The sequence below is a fragment of the Roseovarius aestuariivivens genome (assembly GCF_004761875.1).
Taxonomy (GTDB): Bacteria; Pseudomonadota; Alphaproteobacteria; order Rhodobacterales; family Rhodobacteraceae; genus Roseovarius; species Roseovarius aestuariivivens.
This window is the reverse complement of sequence record NZ_SJEY01000002.1, coordinates 151,916-170,093: the sequence shown is the minus strand read 5'-3', so window position 1 is coordinate 170,093 and position 18,178 is coordinate 151,916. Positions and strand designations below refer to the sequence as shown.

Here is an 18,178-nt window from a genome sequence, read left to right as displayed (position 1 = left end):
AGGCTTGATTAGTGCAGCTAAGGGCCGACTAAGCAGGCTACTCATCAAGCCGCATCACTTTGTGGCGCTCATAACACTTTGTTTCCTTTTCCGGTACAATTAGAGTTGTAGTCGCAGAGCATTCAACGAGAAAGAAAACAAAAGCATGACAGGCCCGGTTCAAGCTGGTTTTCCCGAGCTTTATGCCGCCCGGCGGCGCGGCATGGCGCTTATCATCTGGGCGTTTGTTTTCTCGATCTTCGTCAACTTGCTGATGCTGACCGGTCCGCTCTACATGCTGCAGGTCTACGACCGCGTGCTCGCCTCCGGTTCGCTGGAAACGTTGACTGCGCTGTCGATCCTCGTAGGGGCGCTTTACCTCCTGATGGCCGTTCTGGATTACGCGCGCGGACGGATCATGGCCCGGGTCGGTGCGCGCTTCCAGACGGCGCTCGATGGCCGCTTGTTCGAAGCCACGTTGCATCGCTCGGCCAATCCTCGGGAACATGCCGCCGCTACCGCCGCTCTGCGCGACCTTGACTCGGTGCAGTCGCTTTTCGTGTCGCCGGTTCTTCTGGCGCTTTTCGACATGCCCTGGACGCCGATCTTTATCGCGGCGATTTTCATCTTCCACCCGATGCTGGGCTGGCTTGCGGTGGCGGGCGGGGTCATCCTCGTGGCGGTCGCCCTTGCCAACCAGCGGTTGACCGGTGATCGCGTGAGGCGCGGGCAGGCCGCGTCGCAAAGGGCCCAAAGCTTTGCCGACCAGGTGCGTAGCGGAAGCGAAATCGCGCTGAGCCAAGGAATGTCGGGACATATGCGGCGGCGCTACGTGCGGATGCGCAACGCGGCGCTGGAGCAGAACATCGCGGCCAATGACTGGAGCGGGACATTTACCTCGTTCACCAAATCCTTCCGGCTGCTCTTGCAGTCGGCCATGCTGGGGGCTGGCGCGTTTCTGGTGATCCGGGGGCAATTGACCCCGGGTTCCATGATCGCGGGCTCCATTCTTCTGGGCCGCGCCCTGGCGCCCATCGAACAGTCCATGGGCAACTGGCCCGTGTTCCAGCGGGCGCGTTCCGGCTGGCAGTCGTTGGGGGCCTTCCTTCGTCAGGTGCCGCAACTGCCCGAACTGACGGACCTTCCCGTGCCCGAGGCGCGTCTGACGGCCAAAGGAATGACGATCATTCCGCCGGGCCAGAAAAAGCCGACGCTGCGCAATGTCAGCTTCGAATTGCGCCCCGGTGAGGCGCTGGGCGTGATCGGCCGCAGCGGCTCGGGCAAATCGACCATGGCGCGCGCGCTGTCGGGCTACTGGCCACTGGCGGCGGGCGAGGTTCGGCTCGGCGGTGCGACGCTGGACCAGTACAGCCCGGAAAAGCTCGGTCAACATGTGGGGTACCTGCCACAAGCGGTGTCGCTTTTTGCCGGCACGGTGGCCGAGAATATCGCGCGGATGGAGCTGCAGCCGAGTTCGGAAATGGTGGTCAAGGCGGCGAAGCAGGCCAATGCGCATGACATGATCATGCAGCTACCCGAAGGCTACAACACCTTCCTCGACGGCAATGAAAATCAGCTTTCCGGCGGACAGCGGCAGCGTATCGCACTCGCGCGTGCGCTCTACGGCGATCCGGTGATTCTGATTCTCGATGAGCCGAATTCGATGCTGGATGCCGAAGGCTCGGATGCGCTCAACCGGACGGTCAGGTCCATCAAGGAATCTGGCCGGGCGGTGATGGTGATGACCCACCGCCCTGCGGCCATCGCGGTTTGCGATCTGCTCATGGTCGTGGAAAAGGGCGTCGCCACAGCCTTTGGTCCGCGAGACGAGGTCATGGCGGAGAAGCTGAAGAATGTCGAACCGTTGCGCCAGACGATGAAAAGCCGGGTGTCGTTCTGATGGGCGCCGCGCAGGATCCGTTGCCCCCGTGGAAAGGGACTGGCCCGCTGATGGCCGGGGTTGTCGCTCTCGTTTTGTTGGTGGGCGGGCTCGGTCTCTGGAGTGTGACCGCGCGGCTGGCCGGTGCCGTCGTCGCGTCTGGCATGGTCAAGGTCGAATCGAACCGTCAGGTCGTTCAGCATCCGGATGGCGGTGTCGTGGGGGCGGTGCTCGTGCGGGAAAGCGATACGGTCGAGAAAGGTGATGTGCTCATTCAGCTGGATGGCCGCCGCCAGAGATCGGAACTGACAATCATCGAGGGTCAATTGCGCGAGATCGCGGCCCGCAAGGCGCGGCTCGTGGCCGAACGCGACGGCGCGCCGACGCCGGAGTTCCCAGAAGAACTGTTGCGTCAAGCAGTCAGCGACAGCGATGTCGCCAGCATCGTCAAGGGCGAGCGCACGCTTTTCGAGGCACGCCGCGAGGCGCTGCAGCAAGAGGCGCAGCTGCTTGAAGAGCAGAACAAGCAGGTCGGCGAGCGCATCGCAGGCCTGCAGTCTCAGCTTGCGGCATTGCGCACGCAGGCCGATCTGGTGGGGGATGATCTGGAAAGCCAGTCACGCCTGCTCGACAACCAGCTCACCCAGGCATCGCGCGTAAACGAGTTGAAGCGGGAAGAGGCCAACATTCTGGGTCAGATCGGTCAGCTGGACGCCCAGATGGCCGAGCTGCGCGGACAGCAGGCCAGCAACGAAATCGCGCTGCTGCAACTGAAGACCCGCCGACGCGAAGAGGCTGTCAGCACGCTGCGCGACCTCCAGTTTCGCGAAATCGAACTGGCCGAGCGAAAGCTCGATCTCGAAGACACGCTGTCGCGGCTGGATATCCGGGCGCCGGTGTCGGGCCTGATCTACAATCTTCAGGTCTTTGCAGAGCAATCGGTGGTGCGCGCCGCAGAGCCCCTTCTTTACATCGTCCCGCAGGACCAGGCGCTTGTCGTTTCAAGCCGGGTACAGCCGATCCACGTGAACGATGTCTATGTCGGGCAAGAGGCTGCGCTTCGGTTCCCGGCCTTCGATCAAAAGAAGGTCCCCGAGCTGCGCGGCCAAGTGATCCGGGTGTCTGCCGATGCCGTGCAGGATGAAGCCACGGGCATGAACTATTTCTCCGCCGAAATCATGCCGTTCGAGCGGGAACTGGACAAGTTGGGCAACGAAAGACTTTTGCCCGGCATGCCGGTCGAGGCGTTCATCCAGACCGGCGAACGCTCTCCGTTGGCCTATCTGGTGCAGCCGATGATGGGGTTCCTCGGCAAGGCGTTCCGCGAATAGATCAGGGCGGGGCGGCAGGAATGCCACAGCCTGGCACGCGCCCGGGCCATTTCAGCGCTAAACTTGCCAAAAACCTGCGCGGCTGTGATAGGTTTAACGGAACGTGGTGCGTCACATGCCGCCGTCAGATGCGGCAGGACCCCCGAAGAGGCAGAGAAGAGCAGTGCATTTCATGCGCCTTATCTCCATATGTTTGTCCGCCGCTCTTTTGGCGGGCTGCAGCGATGCGGATTTGCCCTTCCGCGCGCCCGAGATCGATTTGCCCGACCGGTATGCGCGCATGGCACCGGTGCGCACACCGACGCGCGAAGACGTCGAGTGGTGGCGCAGTTTCGGTGATCCGGTTCTGGACCAACTGATCACGCATGGCTTGAACGGCAATCTGAGCCTGGCCCAGGCCCAGGCGCGCATCGCGGAAGCTGCGGCGGCCGCCCGCCGCGACGGTGTTCCGGCAAGCGGTACAGCGACCGGCGATTATCGCGCGACGTCCGGCGGATCGAACAGCTTTGATACCGGCCTGTCGGCGCAGTTTAACTTGGCGGGCGAAACCCGGCACCGAGCACGCGCGGCGCGAGACCGGCTGGAGGCGGCAAGGTTCAACGAAGTGGAAGCCCGCCGCGCGGTGCTATCCGAGGTCGGACAGGCCTATGTCGACCTGCGCTTTTTTCAGAGCAGCCGACAGCTTCGGCAGCGGGATCTCGCGTCGCGTCGGCGCACGCTGGAAGATATCCGCACACAGCTTGCCGCCGGCGAAGCGACCCGGCTCGATCTTCTGCGTGCCCAATCGCTGCTGGCCGAGACCCGCGCGGCGATCCCGCAGGTAGAGGCCAGCATCGTGCAGACCCGCAACCGGCTATCGACCCTTCTGGGAACGCCGGTAGGGGCGTTATCGCTCGATCTTGGCTATAAGGGCGCACAACCGATCCCTGACCGGGTGGCCGATATCGGCGTACCCGCCGACCTCCTGCGCGCCCGGCCAGATATCCGGCGGGCGGAAAGGCTCTATGCCGCCGCCCTGTCGGATGTAAGCGCAGCCGAGGCGGCGCGCTATCCGAGCCTTCGCCTGTCTGGTCTGATATCTGCCCCCTTTGGCGGTGGCGGGACAACCGAGTCCTTTCTTGCGGGGCTCGTCGTGCCGGTGTTCGAACAGCCCGCTTTGGCCGCGTCCGTGGATATTGCCGAGTCCCAGGTTCAGCAGGCCTATTTGCAATGGCGCGTGGCCGTATTGCAGGCGGTGGAAGAGGTTGAGAACGCGCAGATCTTGCTAAGCTCCGCGCTGGCCGCTCGTGACGCCGCCCGCGAACAGGTCGAGCTTGATCGGAAATCCCTTGCGCTGTCGCGCGATCTTGTCGTGTCGGGAGGCGGGATCACCGTGCTCGATGTGCTTGATCGAGAACGGGCGCTCTCCGCGTCCCGCAATGCGCTGGCCCAGACCACGCGCGATGTGGGCCGCGCCTATGTTGCGCTGCACGTCGCGTTGGGGCAGGGCCATCCACTTCTTGCGCAAGCCCCGGTCAGCGGAAATGAAACCGCCATGAAAAACACCGATCTCGACGAAGGTTAGCGACACAGCTCGCTGGACTGGTGCTTAACAGGCGGTCTCGGCGGTAGCTTAAAGTCGGTAAGGTGCAAAGGCGTCGGGCCGCAGTCTCAGACTTGCGACGCAGGCGGTTTGCGCATCATGAAAGGGGCTAGTAGCGCGCCCGCCAGGCAGCCGCCGAGATGCGTTTCCCAAGCGAGGTTGCCCGACGCCGCCCAGTACATGAGCAGGTTCAGCCCGCTGAGCAGCACGACAGGCCACAAAATGGCCCAGGCCAGCGTGCTCAGAGCGGGGCGTTCGCGCATGACATCGCAGATGTCCCAGACCACCCAGGCGCCCACCAGACCAAAAAGCGCGCCCGAAGCCCCGACCATCGGCTGAAGCTTGCTCGTGAGGAGTTCAAAGCCCACCGCCCCGCCAAGTGCCGAGGCAATGTATATGATCACAAAGCGCCAGACACCCACGCGGTCGATCTCGGCTCGACCGACGGAGACAAGCGTGATCATGTTGACCAAAAGATGCCCAAACCCCGCATGCAGGAAGGCGTAGGACAGGAACATCAGCCAGGGCTGGGCGGCGTAGTTCGGGATCCAGCCCCCTAAAAGCCCGCTCCAAAAGGCGAAATGTTCGTATGCAAAAGGCCGCCAGCGGGCGCTGCCCCACAAGCCCATATCTGCCCCCTGCAGCGCGAGCTCGGGCAGGACACTCGCCAACACCAGAAGGGCCAGTGGCCAAGGCATGCGCAAAAGATCGAGGGCATTCGACATCATGCCGGCGAAAGAGCAGGTTCAACCAGATTTGACAAGCCGCCGAACGGCCCAGTCAGCGGCGGTTCAGCAGGTCGATGCTGCCGTTCAAACCGAAGAAAACCGAGGTCGAGTCCGCTGTGCCAACGCCCGTTTCGTCGCGCAGGCGGTGGGTGACGCCCACGTTATATCCCCATTTTTCAGTCAAGGCTCGGTTGTAGCTGATGGTCACCCCGGTCAACGAAGTGCTGGTGGATGCCGCGGTATCTTCTGACAGACCATAGTCCGCGCTCAAAGCGACGCTGGAAACGGTGTTGATCTGCTGCGTAAAGCTGAATGTTGCGCTGGTCGCGATCCGCTCTTCATCGTCCTTGTTGGTGGATACCCTGCGATTGATGCGCGCCGAAAGCGTGCTGCTGGGCAGGACATGCCGCCAGTTCAGCGAACCGACCACGTCCGGACTGTCACCTTCGAAACTCGTCAGGCCAAGGCTTGCGGAAAGGGAGCCGCTCGGCAGGTCAAAGCTGCGACCGCCCTGCAAGGTAATACGGTTGCCCGCCTGATCGCGGCTCGTCGCGATAGAGGCGTTGGCGCTGCCGTTCAGCAAGTCGCGGCTGACTCCGATCCGACCGATGACGCCGGCGTCTGTTTCGTTGCCGTTGGTGTCCCGCGTCTCGATATTCACATATCCCAATTCGGCATCCACGACCGTGGCGTTGGCCAGCGTGTTGGAGACGCCGAAGTTGATAGAATAAGTGTCCCGCTGGGTATTGAGCGCGTCGTCATCATCGAAGCGGTCGAATTTCAGCGCGACACGACCCGTGGTCGACGGATTGAACCGCAGCCGTGTCGTGACGCCAAGGCGGGTGCGTGTCGTGTCGGTCAAGCTGTTGGCGGAGACATTGCTGTATCGCGTGCCACTGACCCCGGCGCTGAAGGTTACCCCAAGGGGCGCGTCCCGCCCCGTATCCAAGCTGGTCGAAAAGCTGAATCTGTTGCGCTGACCTGTCCCCTGCAGATCCTCGAAATCCTCGGGAAGCTCAAGCTCGCCGTCCTCATTGACGAAATCGGTCAATGAGCGGGCAAAATCCACGTCTGTCTGCTGGAAGCTGCCGGAGAAATTAAACGCGGCGTTATAGCTTTCGCGGGCATAGCGAAGCGACACGCGCGGATCGGCGAAACCGGTCGAAATGTCCGACCCGGCTGGAAAATCTCCCTCTCGGAAAACGCCTCTCGCCGACAGCGATAGCCTTTGAGTGCTGGTTCGAGAGGTCAGGTTGAACCCCAAGGATGTAGTCGCAAGGCTGGTCGTGCCATTGCTTGGCACGTCAAGCCCAAGATTGCTTGTGCTCTCGAACCGCTGGCTGATATCCAGCGTCGCGCTCAGGCCCCCGTCTTCCTGCGCGAGGAGAGGGTGGGTGACCACCGCCAGTATTCCTGAGATTGCCGCCGGAACGGCAAGCCATTTTTTCACGACTGCCCCCTCGTCGCCTGTTTATTCGAACAGTCTGCGTTCGGGTACGATGATCACGTCACCCGGCGCCATGACCGTCATGCCGATATTCGATCTGCCTGCAAGAATCTCGTTGTAGTTCACGCGGTAAACCCGTTCGCGACCCGTGGAGTCCACGCGGCGCAGTTGGATGCGCTTGCGTGCGGCGAATTGTGAAAAGCCGCCTATCTGCGCAAGGGCCTGCAACATTGTGGTGCCGGGCGCGACCGCGACCTTTCCCGGGGTGTTCACCTGGCCCAGAACGTAAATCTCGATCGTGGGCTCTTCGGGCTCGGGCATCGGAAACTGGGGGTCTTCACGCGCCAGCCGCGCCAGCGAGACAAATACCGTCGGTTCGCTGGCGAAATTCGGCGCAAGCTCGCTCACGATGCTGGATCTGACCTGCCCAAGCGTCCGGCCGCCCGCGGCGACCGTTCCCGCCAAGGGTACGGAGACGCGTCCGTCAGGCAGAACAAGCGTATCGCGGTTGATGCTGCTGTCTTCCAGCACTTCGATGCGGAGCACATCGCCGGGCTTGATACGATAGGTTTCCTGTGCGGTCGCCAGTCCGGGCGCCAGCTGCAGGACAACGAGGGTGGAAAGCAGCGTGAGGATCCGTTTCATGATGGCATATCTTCCGATTTCATGTGTGTTTTCAAACCCTGACTTAAACTACGCGCGAATGCGTCCGTTCTAAAGCAATTTCGGGGAAGTTCGAAACGTGTCTGCGGCGCGCGCGGACGTCGTGGCATTCCGGCAACAGCGGTTGGCAGTTCGCGCACGCAAAACGGGAATTTCTGCACAAATGATTTGTGGAATAAGGCGAAAGTTAGGACTTTGTTTACAGTATCCGGCCCTAATGTCGTCACAATGTTTGACAATGATGACGATACCCGAAAAACGGCGGCCCGACCGAGGCCGCAAAACAAGGTCAAAGGTGCGATGCCCGGATTGTTGATGCTCTCTATCCCAGTGGGTGCCCTCGGCGGGCTGACAGCCTTGGGTATGGGGGCCTCGTTCTGGACCGCGTTTCTCGTCTATGCCGCAACCGGGGCGGGTCTTTTGCTGGCCCTGTTCGGTGTTGCCCTCATCTGCGTTCTGCGCAATCCGCCAGAGCATGCGCCGCCGTCGGGATTGATCCAGGGTGCAGCAGAAGAGCGCTGATACGCTTTGCGTGAAAATGCCGCAATTTACTCAACCAATGAGGGAAGTTGCTGATATCGCTACCGATTCGGATTCGAGACGTGCTTTGCGGCGGCAATATGGCGGCTTGTTCATGAATCCGGGATAAAAGCGCGGACAAGGGGCGCATTGTTTCCAATTTTTCCAGGATTCCGTCATTTTCAGGCCAAGAGGCAAATCATAACGCTTGGCGATTTCAGTGCGGCCGTGGTATTAATTGACTGAAGAGGTGCGTGTGCACTCTGTTTTGTCGACCTGGAGGGTTAAATGATTAAGAATTTGATTAAATCCGCTGCCGTTGCGTCGCTGCTGGCGATGCCGATGGCGGCAAATGCATTGACGTCCACCGTCGAAGACGCTGACGGCAACAATGCGGGCGTTGGTCCGTATTCAGTGACCACGTCTGGTGCGACGTCTGAATACTTTGTGAACATCCGCTCGTTTACGAGCGATGTTGGCTCGTCTTTCACTGAGGTTTTCGATTTCGTGAACAACTCGATCTACGATTTCTTCGTATCGGTTGCGACGTTGAACACCTCCGGCGATTTCGACAACGCATCACTGACCGTAACCGGTGCGGGTGTGGCCGGTTCGCCGCTGTCTCTGAACCTGGACGGCTCGAGCAACGTGATCAAGATCACATCCGGATCAACGGCGACATTCACGGCAAAAGCAGACGTGAAGGGTCCGGGCAACTTCGACATCAGTGTCGCAGCCATCCCGCTGCCTGCCGGTGGACTTCTCTTGCTCACAGCGCTGGGTGGCTTCGGCCTTATCCGCCGCAAGACAAAGGCGTAAGTTAAATCAACTTAGGTTGAAATTGAAAGAGGGGCAAGCAGCCCCTCTTTTTTTGTGCAGATGCGTGATAGCCGGGTTGAAGCGATGAGCGCTTGCCGCCAGGCCCGAGACACTGAAAGTGGTAGCGCGCAGGCTCTAATCTCTGGCTTGCCGGACATCTCAGACGATGGAGATCCATTCCAGATCGTCCAGCGACAAACCTTGAAGCGTAACGCTGTCGCTTCCGTTTGAGATAACCAGGTCGCCCTTGGAATTCTCAAACGCGCTTTCCTGAACGGTCTTTCCTTCATCAAGGTAATCCGCCAGCTCGAGAACGTCTGCGGAGCTGAAGTCGACAATGCGGTCCTTGCCATCGCCCGCTGTCAGATAGAACCGATCCGCACCTTTGCCGCCTTTCATATAGTCGTTGCCGGCGCCGCCGTTGATTGTGTCGTCTCCACCGCCCGCATCGAAGTAATCTCGGCGCCCGAGACCGATGAAGTGCTCGTCTTCTTTGGACCCCATGAAATGATCCCTGTAATCAGTTCCTTGGATCGAGGCGGGATCAAGAACGATGTCGCCGAATTCCAACGCCGTGCTCACAGCGCTGTCCGTAATCCTTTCCCCGCCATGCCCGGCGCGGTTTTCCTGAAGGGTGAAGTAATTCGCGGAATACGTGGAAAGCTGACCATCCCCCTGTTGAATTGAGATCTCCGAACCCTTCTCGTAGATCACGTAGCCGGTCTTTTCCTTATGGCCTTGCGCGCTCAGTTCTCGCCCGAGTTGGCTCCATTTGTTAATCGCACCAACATGAACGCCTTCCGTGGCGCCACTGGCATCGTCGATCACGATATCAGGTTCAAAATCGAGATCATAGAGTTCACCAGAGAGGTCAATCGGAACCGTGTTGGCACTCGTGTCGACCGGGTTTATCACCTCCATGAACGAAGGCGTTGCCGGAACCGCGCTTGCCGTCGAGTCCGGTTGATCATTTCCGGCTTCGGCGACGTCTTCAGCAGCTTCCACGTTCACCTTCACGGTGGCTTTCGTGAACTTCCCGTTCCCGCTAGTCACCCAATAGCTGAAACTGTCCTCGCCGGACTTTCCGAAATGGGGCGTGTACATAATCTTGCCGTCGTCCTGAAGGACCGCATCGCCGTTTCTTGGGCTAGTCAGACCATCGACCCAAATGCCGGTATCGTCGGTGTCATTGGCCAGAACGTCGATCGCAACGGCTAGGTTCTGCTTGGTGACGGCCGCATCATCCTGAGCGACCGGCGCGTTCTTGTCCAGATCGATCAGGCCCTTAGATTGGACCCCGTACCGTTGAACGATCTCGGCCTCCGTCGCCTCCAGTTCGAGGACATGACCGAGCTTCAAGAGATCGCCCGTGGCTCGGTCCGCAACGAAATCCTCGATAATAACCACGTTTCGTCCGTCCGCAGTCTGGTAGAAACCGTCCTTCCTTACCAGATCACCAATATCCCACCACTTGATTTCCTGCTGTTCCAATGCGTTCTTGCCGCGTCCGGTCGAGCCGATCGAGTCTGTCTTGATCCCGGTGAAAACGATATTCTGCCCGCTCAGGGGGACCGACGCGTCGCCGGTCCACTCAAATTCCAAGCGGCCTTCCACCAGTTCATCCGACGAGATGAAGGAGTGCCGCGCGGCCTTGAAGCCAACCGTGTCGGTGCCGTTGTTCAAAAGTTCCGCGTCGATGATGACATGTCCCACGTCGGCATCGGGAATGCTCACGGTCGTGCCATCGAAGCGAATGCCCGTCTTAAAGCCTTCGATCTTCACGCCGTTTACGGTAACATCTACCGCATTCTGACCCAGCTGAAGCCCGACGCCCGGCTCGTTGAACTGGATCGTACTGGTGGTTCCGATCAGGTCGAAATCTTTAAGTGTGTAGTGACCGGTGTAGGTCAGGTGCGTGCCTTGTGCCGTTTCCCAGTTCAGAAAACCGTCCATGACCGTGCGCACGTCGTGGCCTTGGTTGGGGCCGGCTTTTACAACGATGATGCCGCTATGCGTGCCGAACGCTTCGTTGTCGTGGAATCCCTGAATCGCGGGTTTGTCCACGCTGACGGTCTTGTTCCCATACGCGGTTTCAGGTTGATGCAGGTTCTCTGCAAGATTTTCGGTGCGGGGGCCGCGGGTCATCCAGACAAACCCGTTCGTCGTGTTCGCCGCAACATTGTTGTCCGCTTCGACAAGGCGCCCGGCGAAAAAGAACCCATCACCGGTACGACCGTTATCATCGCGGCTCACATCCGCCGACTTCTTGACGGTCCAGTCGCCGTATCCGATGCCTTCCGCGCGAATTGCCAGGTTGTTCGACCAAAGACCCGTTTCATCACCGTCCTCCGCGGCAAAGGCCGCGCCGAACACATCAAAAGCGACGTTGCCGACGAAATCGGCGTGACTGGAATGGTGGACGAAGCCCCAACCGGGCGAGCCGCTGACCGAATTGCCCACAGCCATGGCCGGATCGTTCTCGATGCTCGAGCCTGTCTTGTGGAAATGCAGCGAATATCGTCCCTTGACGTTGCTATCCGCCGTGACGTTATCAAGCGTCTCGACATCAAAGGCCGCGACAGACTTGTCGGTCCGGCCCAGGTCGTCAAAGGCCGCATAGCGCACATCGACATCGGCGTTGTGCATGAACATGACATGACCGCGATGATTGACTGCGGTCGCGTCGCCGTCTTCGCTTGAGAAGGTGATGCTTCGCGACATGTTGGCGACATATGCCGCCAGATCATCGCGGGGCGTATCGTGGTCGAACCGCAAGGCAGTGGTCAGCGTCACGACATTGCCGTTGATCGACTCAATCGTGACTTCCTCGTCCTCGCTTTCGAAATGCGTGACAGCTTGGTCCGCATGGCTCCACCGCCAGCCCTGTTTATGTGTGCCGGTCAAAACGAGCGTGTCGCCGACGGCCCAGTTGTCGGGGATTTCGGCAAGCGTGATCTGCCGGTCGCCGGCCATCGGCGCATCGGCAACCTTCAGAAATTCGGTCTTTTCCTGTCCGTGGATCTCGACAGAGCCATGAGAAATCACGCCCCGCGACACAAGCGTCGGGTCCCAGTTGACGTCGATATCTCCGTTGTTGACGATTACGATATCGGTGCTGACTCCTTGCTGGATCGGGTCGACTTCGGTGCCGATTTCCAAACGCCCTAATCCGGAAACGACCATGGTGTCCAGCAGGATCTTCGTATCGGTATCCGTTGCAAAGGAAAGCTCGCCATCCACCCGCACGGTGAACAGCGCGGCATCGCTTTCGGTGTCATATCGGACTGAAACACCCTTGGGGATCAGGACCTTTGCATCGGCATCCGGAATGCGCCCTTCGTACCATGTTGACGGATCGGACCAGTCCCCGTCGGAGATGGCGATATGTGTGGCTTCGGATCGGGGGACAAGAGCCATGACATGCGAATGCTCCACGGCCTTTCCACTGTTGCTCGCATGAACGTCATGCCCCGACTCGTCCGGTTCGAACATGACGGCGAACACGTAGGCTTCGATTTCCTCCGCAGTCGTCGGTTGCGCCAGGGCGCCGTCCTGCGATGTGTGGTCGGGGTGCATCCCACTGGTTGTCGGATCGGCAAGCATGTCATGGGATGTTTGGTCCGTTCCAGCGTCATGCGTCGCACCAGCAAAGGTTTCGTTCGTGAGAAGGCTGCGCTGTCCGTCGGAATCCGGTCCTTCCCATTCCAGCCGAAGCATTGGCGAATTCGTGTTCTGCAGACTCCGCAGGTCCAGTTCGTGGTCCCCGGCTGAAAGCTCTGTGGTGAACGTTTCCAGTGTCAGACCACCATCTTCGGTTTCGACCGAGTTTAAGACTGCTCCGTCGATCAGCAGCGTGGCATCTCCGACTGAAGTGACGTAGAACGTATAGCTCCCGGCAGTCTGGATCGACAGCATCGAGGTTGCTTGGATCGCCGAAACGGGCTCGGTAGTCGCTCCACCACCTGTGGCATCAACGGATTTGGTACTTACTTGGGCTGTAGGCAGGGTGGAAAAGTCAATGTCCGCCAGATTTTGGACCTCTTCTCCAAGAAAATAGTATTCCAGCTGGAACATCCTTGTCGTCTCCGTCTGCTCGGTGGCCGATCACACGACGGCAAATGCCGAAGGCAGTCAGCCCGTCCCCATTCTTTCCTGATACGAAACAGTCTTTACTCACGACGACGGGTATTTCTGTGACCCAATTGTGGTGAAAGCGTGGTGGCGCCTTCGAATGCAACCCAACCACGAACGGCCTTAACAGGCGATTAATCGGGGAAACACCCGTGCCACAAAATGCGGTGGCCAATGTGCAAAAAGCCGCCGAGTCTTGTGGTCTCGTAGGCAAAAAAGTGAAAATTTTAGAGAGTTTGGACTAGGTCGCGCCGTAATAACCGTAGGCTTCACTACGTTCGAGATACCGGCATTTGTTGAGAACAACGCCAATCACGTTGGTGCGCGCGGCCAGTTCCTGCTCGCATTTGTCCACGTCGCTCGCGCGTGTCTTCTCTGCTTCCACCAAAAGCAAAGCGCAATCGATCTGATCGAGAAAGGCCAGTGTGTCGTCACTGGACGATAGCGGCGGTGTATCGAAAATCATGACATCCGGGGCGTATCGCGCCTCCAGATCATCCAGAACACGCGAGGCGGTGATCCCCTGAAGCAGTTCCGCAGAGTGACGGGCCGAACCGCTGTTGAGTGCGAAAACAAGGTTTCTGCCATAGCGGATCAGGTGTTCTTCGGGTGGATCGCGCTCTTCCAGGGCTTCCGAGAATTGTACGTGCTTCTGGATGCCGAGGATCCGCACCATCGAAGGGCGGCGCATATCGAGATCGACGACCATGATCCGAAGGTCGCTTTGGCGGGCCAGGCTGAACGCGAGGTTGAGCGCCGTCATGGTCTTGCCGCTTCCCGCCGCGTCTGACGTGATTGCGACGCGCCGCCAGTCGTTCTTGCGCAACTGCTGCACCAGCTTGGTGCGCATCATATCATAGGGGGCCGCCTCGGGGCAGGAGCGATAGGCCAGGATGCGGTTGCGGTGCAACCGCTTTGCGTCGGGCTGCAGCGACGGAACCTCTTTCCACAATGCGTCGAGCGCAGATTCGTCAGACGTCACCGTCTCAGGCGCCGCGCGTTTCTCCGACGGCTTGGTCTTTTCCCGCATGTTGACGGTCTTCGGCTCCTGCGATCCATCACGGGATTTGCGGGCTTTCTCGATGGCGACTTGAATACGTTCCATGGTTCAGCCTCGGTTACTAAAGGGACAGACCAAGACGGACGAGGATGTCCGAAAGGCCGCTTTTCTCGGCGATTTGGTCAAGCAGCATATCCATCGGCATGACATTCTGGTCGACGTAAAACAGTATTCCGGGAATACCGATGGCGGCGATCAGGATCGCCACCCCGATAATCGCGCGCCTGACCAAAAGCTGCTTGCGGGTCCGGATATAAGGGATCGTGACGAACGGGTTTATACCCAGCTGGTTGCGCAGGTCGGCCGGACGCCGAATCGAGGAGTTCAAAAGCTCCAGCAGCGCGATAAGGCCGATACCCGCGAATATGCCGCCGCCAACGCCGGCCGCCGCGATCCGGCCCCGGTTCGGGCTGGTCGGTTTGTTCGGCGCCACCGCCTGTTCGATGACGGAAATGCGTTGGCCGCGTGACTGAGCCTCGATCTGGTCGCCGGTACGGGCAGCAGCGAGGTCTGCGGTGGCCTGATTGTATTGGATTCGCAGGTTCTCATAGTCGCGTTCGAGCGTACCAAGCGTCACGGCGTTGGCCGGTGTGGCCTGAATGGTTTTTTCAAGATCTTCAAGCTGCGTTTCGATACTCGCTTTCTGCTCCGTCAAAAGGTCCATTTGCGCTTGGAGGTCTTCCATTTGAATCTCAAACGGCGTCAGGGCATTTTCCGATGCTGCGAGTCCGGCCGATTGCGCTTCCATAATCTTTTCTTCCAGTACATCGATCTGACGACGAAGGAATTCGATCCGCGGATTTTGGTCCGAATAGATCGCCCGCGCGGAAGATAGGGAGTTCTGCAGTTCGCGCAGACGCTTCTGGTCCGGCGTCAGACCCTTCTCGGCGTCGAAGAATGCGCTACCATTGCGTTCGTACATTTCCTGCAGGCGCGCGCGGCGATCGTTCAGGCTGACCAGTTGGCGCTCAGTTTGCACAAGACGCTCCTGAAGCGACGCCAGACGCGATCTACGGAAATTCAGACTGTCGGGCAGGGCATTCTGATTCCTCAGTTTGAACTCGAGAATTTCCTGCCCCTGATCCGCCAGTTCGCGGTCCAGCCGTTCGACTTCACGCTCGAAAAACCCAAGGGTTTCGCCAGCTGCAGCCTTTCGGAGCGAGACATTCTGTTCCAGAACGCGGGTCACCAGCTCGTTGGCGATCCGGGCGGAAAGCGGACCGCTATCGGCCTGGAAGGAAATGCTGACAAATGCCGCAGCGTCGCGGCTCCTCGGAAGTCGCATCGAGATGCGACTTCGCATACCGGCCACGATAGCGTCCGGTGACATGTTCCGATCATTCTGGAAGACCTCGAACTCGCGCGCGATTTCGAGCATATTTGCACGGGTCAACAAGCGCTGACGTATGATGCCCAGAATTTCAGAGGCCGACGCCTGCACCGTCGATCTTGCCAGGTTGCCGGGGATCTGTGGCGATTCGACAAGCAACCGAGCCTCGGCTTCGTAGACCGGCGGCAGGGTATAGGCGATGGTCACGCCAACGCTCGACACAGCAATGGCGACCACTAGGAAGTAATGCAGTCGCCGTAAAAATAGCGCCAGATAGAATTTCAGATCAGCGAGCATCAGCTTTCGTCACGCGGTTGGGCAAAAGCACCTGCGCCGAAGAACGTTCCGTCGTCAAGCACTTGCTGGACAGTTCTCAGGGTGACGGTCTTCTGGTTGCTTGTGAAAGCATAGACCATCGACAGATCGCAAAGCTGGTTGACCAGCCGCGGCACACCGCCGGTATTTTTATATATCAGGTCGCATGCATCGCGGTTGAACAGGTTGCGTTTCGCGCCCGCCTTGTACAGGCGATGACCGATATAGGCATGCACCGTTTCAGAATCCATGGGGCTCAGGTGAAAGCTCGAGGCGACGCGCTGGGCGAACTGGCGCAGATCGGATCGGCATATCGTGTCGCGCAATTCCGGCTGGCCCACGAGGATCAGCTGAAGCAGTTCGTCCTTGTTGGAATTGATGTTTGTGAACATGCGCAATTCTTCGAGCGACTCTCGGCTAAGGTTCTGCGCTTCGTCGAAAATGATCACGACGCGGTGCCCGTGCGCGTACTGATCAATCAGGAATTTCTGGAATGCATCGAACAGATCGACGTAATTCGCCTCCGGACTGGCGGGCTGGTCCAGCGCCATCAGAACCCAGCGCAACAATTCCCCGCGCGATCCCTGCGCGTTCGACACAAGGCCGACTTTCACGTCCGGTTCCATCGTCTGCAGCAACCGATGCAGAAGTGTGGTCTTTCCTGATCCGACCTCGCCGGTGATCAACGTGATCGGCGCGCGGGTAAGAACACCGTATTCCATCATCGTGAACGCACGCCGGTGGACGGGCGACCAGTATATGAACTCGGGATCCGGCAACAACGTGAAGGGACGCGCCGACAGTCCGAAATGATCGGTATATATTTCCAATGGCACGGACGGTTTACTCGGTCTGGTTTCGGCTTTGTCTTCTAAGATGGCTGTGTTCGGTCCAACCGAGTGATCGGCCCGGCCGGTCGAGGGTAACGGCGTACGCTCCGGTCTGGATGACCGGAACACGGGTTTGGGCTTGGGCTCTTCCACAAGCAAGAGACGGTCCGGCCTGCGGCCGTTCAGGGCGCCCACGTTCCGCGACGCGCGGCGACGCAAGCGCACCGTCGGAAAGCTGTGTACATTGCTGCCGGGCGACGTGTTTCCGGTGTTGTTGCTGCCGTCCACGCCCAAACTCCGTAACGTTATGAATACTAGACCATCATCGTGCCTGAAAGGTGCGCCAGGCCGCATATGACGGTATATTTAAGCCTTTCCTGTTCGAATATCGATATCTGGTGTCAACAAAGGGACACAGCGGTGACAAATGCGTGTCCTAAGGCCACACCCACACCGCCATTGTTGTGCAGTTGATTCGGCGGAAGTGTGTTCGAAGTTGGACATTTATGTAAACCTCTAGTAGAATGTAGAAACAGTTATGATGTGAGTCTTGGTTTGGTTAAGGAATTTGAACAATAATTCAATTTGAAGTTGTATTAAAATAAAATCGCTCATGCAGAGGTATTTCTAATCATCTTAATTGTTGTTGTGGGGTCTTCCGAGCGATACAAATATTACGACGGGTTCCGTAGGGTACACGAATCAAACAAAAAATTGGTCTGAACACTGTATTCAGATCATTAACGACATTGAGCAGTGAAAGTTAAACTGGGGTTCGCGTCTTTTTGGACGTGCAATGTTATTGGATTGGTAATGACTGTTCAGCACGACGACGTTTTTAGAACCAGCGCTACTGCGGTTCTGTCGATTGAAAATCCTTTTGAAACGGATAACCACAGCGATTTTTACCGCCGGATCGGCAAGCGCACGCTCGACATCGCGCTTGTACTGATTGCAGCACCGATTATCCTTCCTGTAATTCTGTTCATCGCCGCTTTCGTGGCGAGCGATGGCTGCAACCCGTTCTACGTACAGCAACGGGTGGGCAAGGGCGGCCGGATCTTCAATATGCTCAAGCTGCGCAGCATGGTGCACGATGCCGATGCCAAGCTTGAAGCCTATCTCGACAAGAATCCGGACGCGCGTCTCGAGTGGGACGTGAAGCAGAAACTGCAGAACGACCCGCGTATCACGCGACTGGGTCAGGCCCTGCGCAAGACCTCGATCGACGAGTTGCCGCAGTTGTGGAACGTGCTTAAGGGCGACATGAGCCTGGTCGGCCCGCGCCCCATGATGCCGGCGCAAAAAGCGAAGTATCCCGGGATCGCGTACTATAGTCTGCGCCCCGGCATCTCTGGCTACTGGCAGATCTCGGAGCGCAGCAGGTCGTCTTTCGCTGCCCGTGCGCAATTCGATGATCAGTACAGCCGCGACATTTCCCTGATGACCGACATCAAGGTGATCCTGTCCACGGTCATCGTCGTCTTGCGGGGAACCGGCTGCTAGCGACCCGGTCAATCTGATGTTGAAATGACGGACGGCGGGCGCCGCCGTCTCGTCAAAGT

The 18,178-nt window shown here is 58.9% G+C and carries 13 protein-coding genes; 6 read left to right on the top strand and 7 right to left on the bottom strand.

Annotated elements, in window-relative coordinates:
• Positions 1-145: 145 nt before the first annotated feature.
• From EZV60_RS04215 to EZV60_RS04205, 3 genes are all read left to right on the top strand, one after another.
• A complete protein-coding gene (locus EZV60_RS04215; RefSeq protein WP_135502480.1) occupies positions 146-1,879 on the top strand; it encodes a type I secretion system permease/ATPase in 1,734 nt (577 codons plus the stop codon).
• Entirely contained in the window at positions 1,879-3,189 is a 1,311-nt protein-coding gene (locus EZV60_RS04210; protein ID WP_135502478.1) for an HlyD family type I secretion periplasmic adaptor subunit, read from the top strand. Before EZV60_RS04215 ends, EZV60_RS04210 begins: the two co-directional genes overlap by 1 nt.
• 172 nt (positions 3,190-3,361) lie before the next feature.
• Positions 3,362-4,753, top strand: a complete 1,392-nt coding sequence (locus tag EZV60_RS04205; protein WP_167853465.1) for an efflux transporter outer membrane subunit — start codon at positions 3,362-3,364, stop codon at positions 4,751-4,753.
• A gap of 86 nt (positions 4,754-4,839) precedes the next feature.
• Here EZV60_RS04205 and EZV60_RS04200 read toward each other — a convergent pair whose 3' ends face one another.
• From EZV60_RS04200 to EZV60_RS04190, 3 genes are all read right to left on the bottom strand, one after another.
• Positions 4,840-5,469, bottom strand: coding sequence for a rhomboid family intramembrane serine protease (locus tag EZV60_RS04200; protein WP_245306203.1), 630 nt, complete (start codon positions 5,467-5,469; stop codon positions 4,840-4,842).
• 82 nt (positions 5,470-5,551) lie between these two features.
• Positions 5,552-6,949, bottom strand: a complete 1,398-nt coding sequence (locus EZV60_RS04195; protein ID WP_135502472.1) for an LPS-assembly protein LptD — start codon at positions 6,947-6,949, stop codon at positions 5,552-5,554.
• Positions 6,950-6,970: 21 nt separating this feature from the next.
• Positions 6,971-7,591: a polysaccharide biosynthesis/export family protein gene (locus EZV60_RS04190; protein ID WP_135502470.1), complete on the bottom strand. Its 621-nt coding sequence runs from the start codon at positions 7,589-7,591 to the stop codon at positions 6,971-6,973.
• 318 nt (positions 7,592-7,909) lie between these two features.
• Here EZV60_RS04190 and EZV60_RS04185 point away from each other — a divergent pair, with 318 nt between their 5' ends.
• Entirely contained in the window at positions 7,910-8,131 is a 222-nt protein-coding gene (locus tag EZV60_RS04185; protein WP_135502468.1) for a hypothetical protein, read from the top strand.
• Positions 8,132-8,416: 285 nt separating this feature from the next.
• Complete coding sequence (locus tag EZV60_RS04180) at positions 8,417-8,947, top strand: VPLPA-CTERM sorting domain-containing protein (protein WP_135502466.1); 531 nt, start codon at positions 8,417-8,419, stop codon at positions 8,945-8,947.
• 159 nt (positions 8,948-9,106) lie between these two features.
• On the opposite strand, the gene EZV60_RS19445 is transcribed toward EZV60_RS04180, so the two are convergent.
• The 4 genes from EZV60_RS19445 to EZV60_RS04160 all read right to left on the bottom strand — a co-directional run bounded on the left by EZV60_RS19445 (position 9,107) and on the right by EZV60_RS04160 (position 16,619).
• Complete coding sequence (locus EZV60_RS19445) at positions 9,107-13,021, bottom strand: G8 domain-containing protein (RefSeq protein ID WP_135502464.1); 3,915 nt, start codon at positions 13,019-13,021, stop codon at positions 9,107-9,109.
• 298 nt (positions 13,022-13,319) lie between these two features.
• A complete protein-coding gene (locus tag EZV60_RS04170) occupies positions 13,320-14,183 on the bottom strand; it encodes a CpsD/CapB family tyrosine-protein kinase (RefSeq protein WP_135502462.1) in 864 nt (287 codons plus the stop codon).
• Positions 14,184-14,199: 16 nt separating this feature from the next.
• The gene (locus EZV60_RS04165; protein WP_135502461.1) at positions 14,200-15,765 is read right to left on the bottom strand and encodes a GumC family protein; all 1,566 of its coding nucleotides are present in this window, start codon (positions 15,763-15,765) and stop codon (positions 14,200-14,202) included.
• A complete protein-coding gene (locus tag EZV60_RS04160) occupies positions 15,765-16,619 on the bottom strand; it encodes an ExeA family protein (protein ID WP_245306202.1) in 855 nt (284 codons plus the stop codon). Before EZV60_RS04160 ends, EZV60_RS04165 begins: the two co-directional genes overlap by 1 nt.
• A 750-nt stretch (positions 16,620-17,369) precedes the next feature.
• Between EZV60_RS04160 and EZV60_RS04155 the strand changes: the two genes are divergently transcribed.
• The gene (locus EZV60_RS04155) at positions 17,370-18,119 is read left to right on the top strand and encodes a sugar transferase (RefSeq protein WP_245306201.1); all 750 of its coding nucleotides are present in this window, start codon (positions 17,370-17,372) and stop codon (positions 18,117-18,119) included.
• Positions 18,120-18,178: the final 59 nt, after the last annotated feature.

Coding starts and splice junctions, on each gene's coding strand:
- EZV60_RS04215 (WP_135502480.1), top strand. CDS start 146: ATGACAGGCCCGGTTCAAGCTGGTTTTCCCGAGCTTTATGCCGCCCGG.
- EZV60_RS04210 (WP_135502478.1), top strand. CDS start 1,879: ATGGGCGCCGCGCAGGATCCGTTGCCCCCGTGGAAAGGGACTGGCCCG.
- EZV60_RS04205 (WP_167853465.1), top strand. CDS start 3,362: ATGCGCCTTATCTCCATATGTTTGTCCGCCGCTCTTTTGGCGGGCTGC.
- EZV60_RS04200 (WP_245306203.1), bottom strand. CDS start 5,469: ATGCCTTGGCCACTGGCCCTTCTGGTGTTGGCGAGTGTCCTGCCCGAG.
- EZV60_RS04190 (WP_135502470.1), bottom strand. CDS start 7,591: ATGAAACGGATCCTCACGCTGCTTTCCACCCTCGTTGTCCTGCAGCTG.
- EZV60_RS04185 (WP_135502468.1), top strand. CDS start 7,910: ATGCCCGGATTGTTGATGCTCTCTATCCCAGTGGGTGCCCTCGGCGGG.
- EZV60_RS04180 (WP_135502466.1), top strand. CDS start 8,417: ATGATTAAGAATTTGATTAAATCCGCTGCCGTTGCGTCGCTGCTGGCG.
- EZV60_RS19445 (WP_135502464.1), bottom strand. CDS start 13,021: ATGTTCCAGCTGGAATACTATTTTCTTGGAGAAGAGGTCCAAAATCTG.
- EZV60_RS04170 (WP_135502462.1), bottom strand. CDS start 14,183: ATGGAACGTATTCAAGTCGCCATCGAGAAAGCCCGCAAATCCCGTGAT.
- EZV60_RS04165 (WP_135502461.1), bottom strand. CDS start 15,765: ATGCTCGCTGATCTGAAATTCTATCTGGCGCTATTTTTACGGCGACTG.